Origin of the sequence: Promicromonospora sp. NPDC060204 (assembly GCF_042728455.1) — a bacterium.
Classification (GTDB): domain Bacteria; phylum Actinomycetota; class Actinomycetes; order Actinomycetales; family Cellulomonadaceae; genus Promicromonospora.
Genome location: NZ_JBHWZO010000196.1, coordinates 1 through 11,729 on the forward strand (window position 1 = coordinate 1; position 11,729 = coordinate 11,729).

Annotated in this window: 13 protein-coding genes; 5 read left to right on the forward strand and 8 right to left on the reverse strand. The window is 72.9% G+C overall.

The window, feature by feature from the left end:
* The 8 genes from ACFWEJ_RS21110 to ACFWEJ_RS21145 form a co-directional block, all read right to left on the reverse strand.
* A partial coding sequence (locus ACFWEJ_RS21110) for an FAD-dependent monooxygenase (protein WP_377231151.1) occupies window positions 1-223 on the reverse strand: 223 nt, incomplete at its 3' end.
* Between the two features lie 46 nt (window positions 224-269).
* Entirely contained in the window at window positions 270-1,052 is a 783-nt protein-coding gene (locus ACFWEJ_RS21115; RefSeq protein WP_377231152.1) for a prolyl oligopeptidase family serine peptidase, read from the reverse strand.
* On the reverse strand, window positions 971-1,540 hold the full coding sequence (locus tag ACFWEJ_RS21120) for a hypothetical protein (protein WP_377231153.1): 570 nt from the start codon (window positions 1,538-1,540) through the stop codon (window positions 971-973). Before ACFWEJ_RS21120 ends, ACFWEJ_RS21115 begins: the two co-directional genes overlap by 82 nt.
* Before the next feature lie 102 nt (window positions 1,541-1,642).
* The gene (locus tag ACFWEJ_RS21125; protein ID WP_377231154.1) at window positions 1,643-2,452 is read right to left on the reverse strand and encodes an ABC transporter permease; all 810 of its coding nucleotides are present in this window, start codon (window positions 2,450-2,452) and stop codon (window positions 1,643-1,645) included.
* Entirely contained in the window at window positions 2,449-3,480 is a 1,032-nt protein-coding gene (locus ACFWEJ_RS21130; RefSeq protein ID WP_377231155.1) for an ATP-binding cassette domain-containing protein, read from the reverse strand. Before ACFWEJ_RS21130 ends, ACFWEJ_RS21125 begins: the two co-directional genes overlap by 4 nt.
* 44 nt (window positions 3,481-3,524) lie before the next feature.
* Window positions 3,525-4,379, reverse strand: coding sequence for an NAD(P)H-binding protein (locus ACFWEJ_RS21135; protein ID WP_377231156.1), 855 nt, complete (start codon window positions 4,377-4,379; stop codon window positions 3,525-3,527).
* A 121-nt stretch (window positions 4,380-4,500) separates the two neighbouring features.
* Complete coding sequence (locus ACFWEJ_RS21140) at window positions 4,501-5,163, reverse strand: GntR family transcriptional regulator (protein WP_377231157.1); 663 nt, start codon at window positions 5,161-5,163, stop codon at window positions 4,501-4,503.
* A 58-nt stretch (window positions 5,164-5,221) separates the two neighbouring features.
* Window positions 5,222-6,223: an ornithine cyclodeaminase family protein gene (locus ACFWEJ_RS21145; protein WP_377231158.1), complete on the reverse strand. Its 1,002-nt coding sequence runs from the start codon at window positions 6,221-6,223 to the stop codon at window positions 5,222-5,224.
* 276 nt (window positions 6,224-6,499) lie between these two features.
* Between ACFWEJ_RS21145 and ACFWEJ_RS21150 the strand changes: the two genes are divergently transcribed.
* The 5 genes from ACFWEJ_RS21150 to ACFWEJ_RS21170 are packed head-to-tail and all read left to right on the forward strand — an operon-like array spanning window position 6,500 to window position 11,700.
* A complete protein-coding gene (locus ACFWEJ_RS21150) occupies window positions 6,500-7,420 on the forward strand; it encodes an ABC transporter permease (protein WP_377231159.1) in 921 nt (306 codons plus the stop codon).
* Complete coding sequence (locus ACFWEJ_RS21155; RefSeq protein ID WP_377231160.1) at window positions 7,417-8,325, forward strand: ABC transporter permease; 909 nt, start codon at window positions 7,417-7,419, stop codon at window positions 8,323-8,325. The genes ACFWEJ_RS21150 and ACFWEJ_RS21155 overlap by 4 nt, the downstream gene beginning before the upstream one ends.
* Window positions 8,326-8,332: 7 nt before the next feature.
* Complete coding sequence (locus tag ACFWEJ_RS21160; protein WP_377231161.1) at window positions 8,333-9,358, forward strand: ABC transporter ATP-binding protein; 1,026 nt, start codon at window positions 8,333-8,335, stop codon at window positions 9,356-9,358.
* A complete protein-coding gene (locus ACFWEJ_RS21165) occupies window positions 9,355-10,158 on the forward strand; it encodes an ATP-binding cassette domain-containing protein (RefSeq protein WP_377231162.1) in 804 nt (267 codons plus the stop codon). Before ACFWEJ_RS21160 ends, ACFWEJ_RS21165 begins: the two co-directional genes overlap by 4 nt.
* A 24-nt stretch (window positions 10,159-10,182) precedes the next feature.
* On the forward strand, window positions 10,183-11,700 hold the full coding sequence (locus ACFWEJ_RS21170) for an ABC transporter substrate-binding protein (protein ID WP_377231163.1): 1,518 nt from the start codon (window positions 10,183-10,185) through the stop codon (window positions 11,698-11,700).
* Window positions 11,701-11,729 lie beyond the last annotated feature (29 nt).

An 11,729-nucleotide genomic window follows, 5' to 3' on the forward strand; every position in this document is an offset into this window, starting at 1 on the left:
CGCCGAGGTCCTCGAACACCTCCTGCGTGCGGGCGCGGACGCCGCGGGCGCGGGTCCCGACCGGGTGGGCGGCGACGCGGTCGATGATCCGTACGCCGACGCCGCGACGCGCGAGGTCGCACGCCAGCGCGAGGCCCACCGGCCCCGCGCCGACGACGAGGACCTCGGTCGGTCCGGCGGTTCCCCTGGGCAGCTCGTCGTGCGACGACCCGATAGTGACCATGCGCCCATTATTAGTGGGCGCACGGTCACTCGTCAATCAAGGCCGCTCAGCGCCGCGTGGACGCCATCCACTCCCAGATGCTCGTGCCGTCGTGGCGCGGGTCGTTCCGGGCGACGTAGATCCACGACCAGTGCCCGGGGTAGGTGTTCCCGTCCCACGTGACGTTCTCGTACAGGCTCATGATCGAGCCGTCGATCCGCTCGTGGGCGTAGACGGTGTTGGCCTGGGCGTTCAGCGTGGTGTCGTCGGCCGAGGCGACGAGCCACGTGGGCGTGGTGGTCGCGGCGAGCTCGGCGTCGGAGATGAAGTAGGTGCCCGAGCCGTCGCGGGGGCCGATGCCGCAGCAGATCGGCGCGGAGGTCGCGAACACGTCCCCGTACTCGGCGACCATCTTCAGCGACATGTACCCGCCGTTCGAGCACCCGACCACGTGGACCCGGCTCGGGTCGATCCGGTGCGCCGCGGCGACCTCCTCGATCGCCTCCAGGACGAGCGGCGCGAAGCCGTCGCCGTCCTGCATCCAGGCCGACGTCGCCTGCGGGGCCAGCACGTACGCGCCGCCGAAGATCTCCTGGGCCTCCGGCGTGGCGAAACCGAGCGCGCCCCGGTTGGCCCGCAGCTGCGTCTCGTTGTCGTAGTAGTGGTACTGGTCGTTGATCAGGCCGCCCTCGCCGCCCCCGTGCAGCCAGACGACGAGCGCCGCGCGGTCCCGGCCGCGCCGGCGCGCCGGGGCGAACAGCCGGTAGTTCAGGCCCGACGCGGTCGCGTGGTAGCCGAACGCGTCGACCTCCGGGTCCGACAGCCGGTCCTGGCGGAACGAGTCCAGCACGACCGCGCCGCCCCCGCCCGGGCGCGCAGCGGCTCGACCTGCGTCACGGCGTGGTCGAGGTCGAGGACCACGTTGCGGCCGTACGCGCCCAGGTACTGCAGCGTGCCGCCGCCGTCGACCCCCCACCCGTGCTCCAGCTCCAGGAGGATCTCGCCGCGGCGCGTCCAGCCCGCGGCGGTGACCACCCGGTCCTGCTCGTAGGCGACCAGCCCGGTGAGCGGGTTGGTGGCGGTGACGTGCACGGTGAACGTCGACCCGGTCAGCGACGACCGCTCCACCCGGCTCAGCTGGTGGGCGGACACGACGAGCGAGGTCACCTGCTCGCCGCCGTCGAGCACCTCGGCGACCGGAGTCACGAGGGCGTCCTTGTGACCGCGCCCCGTGGAGACCGGGGCACTCGCGGCGGCGGCGGGTGCGCCCAGCAGGGCAGAGGCGCCGACGGCGGCGCCGGAGACGAGCACGGTGCGGCGGGAGATCGGGGTGCTCATGGCGGAACTCCTTTGTTCGGGGCCAAGGAGCCGGCAGTCGCCGTGGAGCACACCACCGGCCACCCCGGAGGCTAGTTACCGGTGTCCGCGCACGTCAACGAGTCAGGACTTCGTGCGGTAGATGTGCATCGCGATCGGGCCCAGCACGGCCGTGAGGGCGGCGGACGCGATCAGCACCCAGAGGATCTCGGAGGTGTCGGCGCTGCCCGCCATCAGGCCGCGCACCGCGGTGACCAGGTGGCTCACAGGGTTGACCTCGACGAACGCGCGCAGGCCCGACGGCATGGTGGCGGGGTCCACGAAGACGTTGGAGGCGAACGTGAGCGGCATGAGCACCAGCATCGAGATGCCCATCACGGCGTTGGGCGAGCGCACCAGCAGCCCGAGGATGATGAAGGTCCAGCTCAGGGCGAAGGCGAACACCAGCAGGAGCAGCACCCCGAGCACCACGCCCAGGAACCCGCCGTCGGGCCGGAAGCCGAGCAGCAGGCCGAGCGAGATGGTGATGACCGAGGCGATCGTGTAGCGCACGGTGTCGCCCAGCAGAGCGCCGACGACGGGCGACGGTCGCCAGATGGGCAGCGACCGGAACCGGTCGAAGACACCCTTGGAGATGTCGTTGTTGAGCGTGTACCCGGTGTAGATCGTCACGAACAGGATGGTCTGCACCAGGATGCCGGGCAGCAGGAACTGGACGTACGCCTGCGTGGAGCCGGCCAGCGCCCCGCCGAACAGGTACGTGAACATCAGCGTGAAGATGATGGGCGAGACCAGCACGTCGAAGAGCTGCTCGGGCACGTGCTTGATCTTCAGCAGCGCGCGCCAGCCGAACGTCAGCGTGGTCCCCACGGCCGACGGGCGGGACGGGCGGTCCGTGAGGGCGACGGCCTCGCGCAGGGTGGTCGTGGTCATCGGGACGCCTCCGTGGTCCGGCGCGCGCCCGGTTCGGCGGGGGTCCCGTCGGTGGACGCCTCCTCGTCGGGCAGAGGCTGGCCCGTCAGGGCGAGGAACACCTCGTCCAGGCTCGGCTGGCCCAGCGTGAACTCGGGCACGCTGATCCCGGCCTCGGCCAGCGCCGGCAGCAGCCGGGGGACGGCGTCGGCGCCGTCGTCGGGCACGCGCGCGGCGATGGTGTGCGGGTCGGAGCCGAAGGTGGCCTCGGTGCGCAGGACACGCTCCGTGATCTCGGCGGCCCGGGCGCGCTCAGACACCTCGGCGACGCGCAGGTGCACGGCCCCCTCGCCGACCGACCGCTTGAGGTCGCTCGCGGTGCCCTCGGCGACGGTGAGCCCGCGGTCGACGACGGCGATGCGGTCCGCGAGCTGGTCCGCCTCGTCGAGGTACTGGGTGGTGAGCAGCACGGTGGCGCCGTCGTCCACGAGCACCCGCACGATGTCCCACACCTGGTTGCGGCTGCGCGGGTCCAGGCCGGTGGTCGGCTCGTCCAGGAACAGCACGCGCGGGGCGAGCACGAGCGACGCGGCGAGGTCGATGCGCCGGTGCATGCCGCCGGAGTAGGTCTTGACCTGGCGGGACCCGGCGTCGGCCAGGTCGAACGCCTCCAGCAGGCCCTCCACGCGCCGCCGGGCGGCGGCCGGCGCGAAGCCGTAGAGCCGGGCGAGCATGAGCAGGTTCTCGGTGCCGGTCAGGTCCTCGTCCACGGACGCGTACTGCCCGGTCAGGCCGACGGCGGAGCGGACGGCGTCGGCGTCGCGCACCACGTCGTGGCCCAGCACGGTCGCGGTGCCGGCGTCGGGCCGCAGCAGGGTGGCGAGCATCCGGACCACCGTGGTCTTGCCCGCGCCGTTGGGGCCCAGCAGGCCGAAGACGCTGCCCTCGGCGATCGAGAGGTCGATCCCGTCGACGGCCTTGGTGACGGACCTGCGGCTGGTGAAGTGCTTGACGAGGCCTCGCGCCTCGACAGCGAGCGAGTCGGTCATACGCTTCCTCCTCCCTGCCACTGTCGCACCGCTCGGCCGGTCCCTCAATCCGATTCGGCGCCCTCCGAAAGTGCGCCGTCCGGGCAGGTGTCGACCGCGTCGGCGACGGCCTGCCGCAGGCTCGTCGGCGGCCGGCCCAGCAGGTGGTGCAGGTCGTCGGTCTGGCGTTCCAGGGCCCCGGAGCGGGCCAGCGTCATGAGGAAGCCCATCGCGCCGGGGACGGCGTCCGCCTCCTCGTGGACGACCGGACGGCCGGTCGCGTCCCCGATCGCCGCGGCGAGCTGCGGGTACGTCCAGAGGGGTCCGGTCAGGTCGTAGGCGCGGCCCGTGTGCCCGTCGCCAGTCAGGACGGCGGCGGCCGCGTCGGCCAGGTCGGCCCGCGTGGCGGTGTTGAGGCCGCGCCCGCCGGCCGCGCTGACGAGCCGGCCGGACTCGGCGGCCGCGCCGATCCCGGCGTCGACGAAGGCGTCGGTGTAGAACGGGTGGCGCAGGACCGTGTGCGCGGCGCCGCTGTCCAGCAGGACGCGTTCGGTGGCGTGGTGGGCCGCGTTCATGCCGTCGCCGCCGCGGTCGGCGCCCAGGAAGCTGGTGTAGGCGATCGCGCCGACCCCCTCCGCGACGGCGGCCTCGATCGCGGCCAGGTGCTGCCTGGTCCGCCGGCGCGTGTCGAGCTCGGGGGAGGAGATGAGCAGCAGCCGGTCGGCCCCTTCGAACGCCGCGCGCAGGCTCCCGGGGTCGTCGTAGTCGCCGCGCCGCACCACGACGCCGCGTGCGGCCAGGTCGGCCACGCGGGCCGGGTCGCGGACGGCGGCGACGACCTGGTCCGCGGGCATGCGGTCCAGGAGCGCGGCGACAACGAGCCGGCCGAGGGCGCCGGAGGCTGCGGAGACGACGATCATGCGGGCACCTCACGGTCGGGACGACGGCCGCCGCGGCGGCGGTCGGTGGCGTCAGGAAACACCCCGGCCGCCGTCGCGGGCCACGGATTTTCGACGCCGCCCGCGGCCACCCGCCAAGGCCTCACTCGTCGCGCAGCAGGATCCCGAGCGAGGGCGCCCGCCCCTTCTCGATGTGCGCGAACGCGACCGACTCGGCGAGCCGGTCGTTGCCGGACGCGATGACCTCCAGCAGCTCGTCGTGCTCGTGCGACTGCCCGGCGGGGTCCCGCGCCGCGGTGAGGTAGAACAGCCACGTCATGCGACCCAGCACGCCGCGCATGATCGAGGCCAGCAGCTCGTTGCCGGCCAGCTCCACGACCCGCTCGTGGTACGTCGTGTGCGCCTCGGCGATCTCCAGGCGGTCGCCGCTGGCCACGGCCGCGTGCGCGAGGTCGAGGGACGCGGTGAGCGCGGCCGTGCTCGCGCCCTCGCGCACCGCGGTGGCCGCCTGGCGGGCGGCCAGCGACTCGATCGAGAGGCGCACGTCGAACAGCTCGTTGACGGCGCGCCCCGTCCAGGTCGTGACGCGGGCGCTGCGCCGCGGCGCCGTCGTCAGGAAGCCCTCGTTCTCCAGGTGCGGGATCGCCGCGCGGATGGGGATGCGCGAGACGTCGAGCTCGTCGGCGAGGCGGGCCTCCTTGAGCGCGGAACCCTGCGGGTAGTCGCCCAGGATGATGCCGCGGCGCAGGGTCTGGTACATCTGCGCCGACAGCGGCTCGCCGAGCCCGGGCTGCGGTTCGGTCATCGGGGCTCCTCGGGGTGGGGGTGGGGGACGGGCTGCGGTGGGGGCGGGCGGGCCGGGCTCAGGCCCGCGTGCGCACCATCGTCCCAGCCTCGGCGTCCGCCGCCCGCCGCAGCACGTGGTCGGCGGCGGCGAGGTCCTGCAGCCCGATCCCGACGGAGTTGAACACCGTGACGCCGGACGCGTCCGTGCGCCCCGGGGCGTGGCCCACGAGCACCTCGCCGAGCTCCACGAGGTCGTCCTCCCGCAGCACGCCCGCCGTGATCGCGTTGCGGACGTTGCCCGAGTCGGCGAGCGCCACGGCCCGCGCGTCGACGACGGTCACGGCGGCGCGGTCGAAGACCTCGGGCGGCACCTCCGAGAACTCGGGCCGGGGCGGCGAGCCGACGGCGTTGACGTGGGTGCCGGGGGTGAGCCAGTCCGCCCGCAGGAGCGGCGTCTCGGCCGGGGTGAGCGTGCAGACGACGTCTGCCCCGTCGACGGCGGCGCGCGCGTCGACGGTCGAGGTCGCGGGCAGGCCGGCGGCCTTGAGGGAGTCGGCGAGCTCGCCCCCGCGGACCGCCGAGCGGGACCACACGCGCACCTCGTCGAGGTCCAGCACATGGGCGAGCGCGAGGGCGTGCTCGTGGGCGAGCGCGCCCGCCCCGAGCAGGGCGACCGTGCCGGCGCCGGGACGGGCCAGCGCGCGGGTGGCGAGCGCGGTCACGGCGGCGGTGCGCAGCCGGGTGACGGCGCGCCCGTCGAGGAGGCCGACACACTCGCCGGTCTCGGCCGAGTAGACCGAGATCGTGGAGCGCTGCGCCGGTAGCCCTGCGGCCCGGTTGCGGGGGCGGTCGGCGAGCACCTTGATCGCGAACAGCCCGAGCTCCGGGGCGAACGAGGTCATGGGCACGACCGCGGGCCCGTCCGCGGTGCGGTCGCCCGGTGCCCGGAGGGCGTGGGGTGCGGGCTGGACCGCCAGCCCGGCCGCGAGCCAGCGGTGCGCCTGGTCGAGCGAGGCGAGGAGCCCTGCCGGCTCCACCAGTCCTTCCACTTGCTCCGACGTGAGCACGCGTGTGGTCATGCGACCTCCTGAACTCGTTTCTGTATCCCAGATAGCCAGACCCTCGGTCGATCGTGGTCTGTTTCGGCCCGTGTCGCGCGCCTCCGCAGCCACTGTCCCGCACACCGAAGGGCCGGAAACTCTCGCATAATTCCAGGGATTCTCCGAGGTCACAAGCCCTTCGAGCCCAGTTCGGAGGTTTCACTCACCTGAAACCGACCGATACGCAGATGAAACAAATTCAGCCCAATCTGTATACAGATCACTTCGAACAACCTCGAAGGGGGTGAGTGCTCCATGGCGAGATTTCTCGTCACCCGAACGCTGCAGGCGCTCGCGACGATCTTCGTGGTCGTCACCGTCGCGTTCCTGCTCGGCCGTCTGAGCGGCAGCCCCGCCGCGCTGCTCCTGACCGAGAACGCGACCCGGGAGCAGATCGACGAGCTGAACACGCGGCTCGGCTTCGACCAGCCGCTGCCGGTGCAGTACGTCGAGTACCTGCGCGGCATCCTCGGCGGCGACTTCGGCGACTCGTACCGGCAGGCCGGCGTCTCGTCGATGGACCTCGTGCTGGAGCGGCTGCCCGCGTCGCTCGGCCTGGGCGCTATCGGCCTCGTGCTGGGGCTCGTGCTGGCGTTCGCCGCGACCATCACCACGCACCTCGCGCGCAGCCGCACGCTGCGCACCACGTTCCTCGGCCTCGGCTCGGCGCGGCAGGCGATCCCCGACTTCTTCTTCGGGCTGCTGCTCGTGCTCGTGTTCTCGGTGACGCTGGGCTGGCTGCCCTCGCTCGGCAACCGCGACCCGCTGGCGATCGTCATGCCGGCGCTGACCATCGCCACCGCCCAGTTCGTGGTCTACACCCGGCTGCTCGACAACTCCCTGTCCGAGCAGGGGCGGCTCGACTACGCGCGCACGGCGGTGGCCCGCGGCGAGAACCGGTTCCGTGTGGTGGTGGGCGAGCTGCTGCCCAACGCGTCCCTGCCGGTGCTCACGATCGCCGCGATCAACCTGGGCTCGTTCCTCGGCGGCCTGGTGATCGTCGAGAACGTCTTCGCGTGGCCCGGCATGGGCCAGCTCATGCTCAGCGCCGTCTACTCGCGCGACTTCCCGGTCGTGCAGTCGGGGCTGATCGTCGTCGCCGCCCTGTTCATCCTGTCCAACCTGCTGGTCGACGCCGCGAGCGCGCTCATCGACCCGAGAGTGAGGCGCGCATGACGACGTACACGGCCCAGGACACTGCCCAGGACACCGGCCGGATCAGGAAGCCGGCGGCGGCACGCGCCGCCGCCGCGGCCGCCGGCCTCACCCCGCTGGAGCGGACGGGCGTCGTGCTCGTGACCGCCGTCGTGCTCTTCTGCGTGGTCACCCCGCTCCTGCCGCTCTATGCGCCGTACGCGCAGGACCTGTCGCGGGCGTTCGTGCCGCCGCTGACCGACGCCGCCCACCCGCTCGGCACCGACATGCTCGGCCGCGACCTGGCGAGCCGCCTGGCCCTCGGCGGGCTCGTCTCGCTCGGCATCGTGCTGCTCGTGGTGGTCGTCAACGCGATCATCGGCATGGTCGTCGGACTGCTCGCGGGCTACCACGGCGGCCGTCTCGACAACGTGCTCATGGGCTGGGCCGACGTGCAGCTCGCGATGCCCGTGATCCTCGTGCTCATCGCGCTGTCGGCGGCCGTGGGCCCGAGCGTGTGGCTCATGGTGATCACGCTCGCCGCCACCTACTGGGTGGGCTACGCCCGGGTGGCGCGCGGCACGGCCATGACCCTGCGCGACCGCGACTTCGTGCTCGTCCCGCGCATCCAGGGCGCCTCCGCCACCTGGACCATCAGCCGCCACATCGCCCCCGGCGTCGCGGTGCAGATGCTCATCCTCGCGTCCAGCGACATCGGGGCGGTGCTGCTGCTCACCAGCTCGTTCGACTACCTCGGCCTCGGGGTGCAGCCGCCCGTGCCGAGCTGGGGCCTGCTCATCAGCGAGGGCCAGAAGTACATCCGGCAGGCCCCGTACCTCTCGGTGGTGCCCGGCATCGCGATCTTCCTGGTCGTGATCGGCACCAACCTGATCAGCCAGCGATTCACGGCCGAGCGCGACCTGCGCCCGGCGCGGCGACGGAAGTGAGGACCACATGACCACGCCAGTGCTGCTCCGTGTGGACGACCTGTCAGTCGGCTACCGCGACGCCGACGGCGTCGAGGTGCGCCTCGTCGACGGCGTCGGCTTCACCGTGCACGAGGGGCGGGTGCTCTGCCTGGTCGGCGAGTCCGGCTCGGGCAAGAGCCTGACCATGGCCGCCGTGCTCGGCCTGCTGCCCGAGGGGCTCGAGGTGTTCTCCGGCACCGTGCGGTTCCGCGGCCAGGACCTGCTCACCCTCCCCGAGCGCGAGCTGCGGGCGCTGCGCGGCAACGAGCTCGCGATGGTCTTCCAGGACCCGATGACGGCGCTCAACCCCGTCAAGCGGGTCGGCGCGCAGATCGCCCGCGCCGTCCGCGCCCACCACCCGCGCACGCCGCGCGCGCAGGTGCTGGCCCGCGTCGAGGAGCTGCTCACCGACGTGGGCGTGCCCGACCCCGCCGAGCGCGCCCGGAGCTACCCGCACCAGTGGTCGGGCGGCATGCGCCAGCGCGCCGTGATCGCGATGGCCATGGCGAACCGGCCCGCCCTGCTGATCGCCGACGAGCCCACCACGGCGCTCGACGTGACCATCCAGGCGCAGATCATGGACGTGCTCGCCGACGCGCGGGCGACGTCGGGCGCCGCGATGGTGCTCATCACGCACGACCTCGGCCTGGTGGCGCAGGTCGCCGACGAGATCTGCATCATGTACGCCGGCCGGATCGTCGAGCGCGGCACCGTGTGGACCGTCTTCGACGAGGCGCGGCACCCGTACACCGCCGGGCTGCTCGGCAGCCTGCTGTCGGCCGAGCGGGCCGGGTCGCGCGCGTACGCCATCCCCGGGTCGCCGCCCGCGCCGACCCGGCGCCCGCCCGGGTGCGCGTTCGCGACCCGCTGCGAGCTCCCGGCCCGGTCCGAGCTGTGCGGCACCACGCGGCCCGAGCTGCGGCGGGCGGCGGACGGCGGGGACGCCGCGCACGAGTCCGCGTGCCACCACGCCGACCGCACGCGCGAGTTCGCCCGGGCGGTGACCGCATGAGCGCCGCCCTGGAGATCGACGACCTGCACGTGCGGTTCACCTCCCGCCGCGGCCTGCGCGGCCACAGCGTGGTGCACGCCGTCGACGGCGTGAGCCTCACGCTCGGCCGCGGCGAGACGCTCGGGCTGGTGGGGGAGTCGGGCTGCGGCAAGTCCACGCTCGTACGCACGGTGTTCGGGCTGAACACCCCGGCGTCCGGCTCGGTCTCGATCCTCGGGCAGCGCATGCAGGGGCTCGCGCCGGCGGCGCGCCGCAAGGTGCTCAGCAGCGTCCAGCTCGTCTTCCAGGACCCGTACTCGTCGCTCGACCCGCGCATGCGCGTGCACGACATCGTCGCGGAACCGCTGCGGATCGCCGGCCGGTACGCGCCCGAGCGGGTCGTGGAGCTGCTGGCCGAGGTGGGCCTCGACGCCGACGTGCAGGACCGCCGTCCGGCGCAGTTCTCCGGCGGCCAGCGCCAGCGCATCGGCATCGCCCGGGCGCTCGCGCTGCGCCCCGAGATCCTCGTGCTCGACGAGCCCGTCTCCGCGCTCGACGTCTCGGTGCAGGCGCAGGTGGTGAACCTGCTCATGGACCTGCAGGAGCGGCTCGGCCTGTCGTACCTGTTCATCGCCCACGACCTCGCCGTCGTGCGCCACCTGTCCGACCGGGTCGCGGTGATGCGGCAGGGCCGCATCGTCGAGACCGGCGACCGTGACCAGATCTTCGACGCGCCGCGGCACCCGTACACCGCGTCCCTCCTGGCGTCGATCCCGCACCCCGACCCGTACCTGCGCCCCGGCGCGCCGCCCCGCCCCTGACTCCCGAACCGTAAGGAACGCAGCATGCTCCGACACCGCACCCGACCTGCCGCCGCCGTCGCCCTCGTGGCGGCCCTCGCCCTCAGCGGCTGCTCCGCCGCCAGCGGCTCCGCCGCCGTCTCGCACGACCTGACCGTCGGCGCCGTCACCGAGCCCGAGCGGCAGCCCGACCCGCTCGTGGAGGGCTCGCTGGCCGGCTTCAACTACTACTACAACCTCTACGACCAGCTCACCACGCTCAACGCCGACGGCGAGATCGAGCCGTCCGTGGCGACCGCGTGGACGCCGAACGACGACTTCACCGAGTGGACGTTCACGCTGCGGGACGACGTCACCTTCCACAACGGCGAACCCCTGACGGCCGAGGACGTCGCGTTCAGCTACAACCAGGTGCTCGCCACGCCCGACTCCGACATCCGCGGCTACATGGGCATGCTGGAGTCGGCGGAGGCGACGGACGACACGACCGTCGTGTTCACGCTGAGCTCCCCGTTCTCGCCGTGGCCGTCGATCACCACCGCGGTGTCGATCGTGCCCGAGGACGTGTACACCGAGCTCGGCCCGGAGGGCTTCGTCGAGGCACCCGTGGGCTCCGGGCCGTTCACGTACGTGAGCTGGACCCGCGGCGTCGAGTACGTGCTGGAGGGCAACGACGACTACTGGGGCGGCGCCCCGGAGGTGGACACGCTCACCTTCCAGACCGTGGCCGACGAGGAGGCGCGCCTGAACGGCGTCATCGCAGGCAGCCTGGACGTCGCGCTCATCTCGCCCAACCAGGTCTCCGCGGTCGACGGCTCGGGGGCCGAGATCGCGTCGCGGGAGTCGAACGGCGTGATCTTCCTCGGCACCAACTCCACGAAGGGCGCGCTCAAGGACCCGCTCGTGCGCCGCGCGGTCCAGCTCGCGATCGACAAGGAGGAGCTCGTGGCGCAGGCCCTCGGCGGCCGGGCCGTCGCGAACGACCAGCCCGTCGCGCCCAACGTCACCGGCCACGCGGCGGACGCCGAGGCGCCCGGCTACGACCCCGAGGCCGCCAAGGAGCTGCTCGCGCAGTCCTCGTACGACGGCGAGGCGATCCCCTTCGAGTACGCGACCGACGGCCGTATCCCGCTCAGCTCCGAGGTGGCGCAGGCGATCGCCGGCTACCTCGACGCCGTCGGCATCAAGGTCGAGCTCGTCGGGATGGACCAGGCGAGCCTCTCGAACAAGATCTACGGCACCGTGAACATGGAGGGCCTCTACCTCAACACGTGGGCGCCCACCACGATGGACGCCGACATGCCCGCCACGAACTTCTTCGCCGGCGGCCAGAACGACTACGCGAAGTCGCCCGAGACGCAGGCGCTGGTCGAGGAGCAGCGCACGGTCGACGGCGCCGACCGCGAGGCCGTGTTCGGAGAGCTGTCGCAGGTGAACTGGGACAACGCCTACCTGATCCCGCTCTACACCCCGATGGCCGACTACGCGGTGAGCCCCGACATCACCTGGGAGCCCCGCGTGGACGGCGAGTACGCGCTGAAGGACGTCACCTTCGCGAAATAGCCGGACGGCGGTGGGCGCCGGGTCCGCCC

Excerpts from the sequence above, each read along its gene's own strand:
- ACFWEJ_RS21145 (WP_377231158.1), bottom strand. The coding sequence starts at position 6,223 with ATGACCACACGCGTGCTCACGTCGGAGCAAGTGGAAGGACTGGTGGAG.
- ACFWEJ_RS21170 (WP_377231163.1), top strand. The coding sequence starts at position 10,183 with ATGCTCCGACACCGCACCCGACCTGCCGCCGCCGTCGCCCTCGTGGCG.
- ACFWEJ_RS21125 (WP_377231154.1), bottom strand. The coding sequence starts at position 2,452 with ATGACCACGACCACCCTGCGCGAGGCCGTCGCCCTCACGGACCGCCCG.
- ACFWEJ_RS21150 (WP_377231159.1), top strand. The coding sequence starts at position 6,500 with ATGGCGAGATTTCTCGTCACCCGAACGCTGCAGGCGCTCGCGACGATC.
- ACFWEJ_RS21165 (WP_377231162.1), top strand. The coding sequence starts at position 9,355 with ATGAGCGCCGCCCTGGAGATCGACGACCTGCACGTGCGGTTCACCTCC.
- ACFWEJ_RS21155 (WP_377231160.1), top strand. The coding sequence starts at position 7,417 with ATGACGACGTACACGGCCCAGGACACTGCCCAGGACACCGGCCGGATC.
- ACFWEJ_RS21130 (WP_377231155.1), bottom strand. The coding sequence starts at position 3,480 with ATGACCGACTCGCTCGCTGTCGAGGCGCGAGGCCTCGTCAAGCACTTC.
- ACFWEJ_RS21140 (WP_377231157.1), bottom strand. The coding sequence starts at position 5,163 with ATGACCGAACCGCAGCCCGGGCTCGGCGAGCCGCTGTCGGCGCAGATG.
- ACFWEJ_RS21135 (WP_377231156.1), bottom strand. The coding sequence starts at position 4,379 with ATGATCGTCGTCTCCGCAGCCTCCGGCGCCCTCGGCCGGCTCGTTGTC.
- ACFWEJ_RS21120 (WP_377231153.1), bottom strand. The coding sequence starts at position 1,540 with ATGAGCACCCCGATCTCCCGCCGCACCGTGCTCGTCTCCGGCGCCGCC.
- ACFWEJ_RS21160 (WP_377231161.1), top strand. The coding sequence starts at position 8,333 with ATGACCACGCCAGTGCTGCTCCGTGTGGACGACCTGTCAGTCGGCTAC.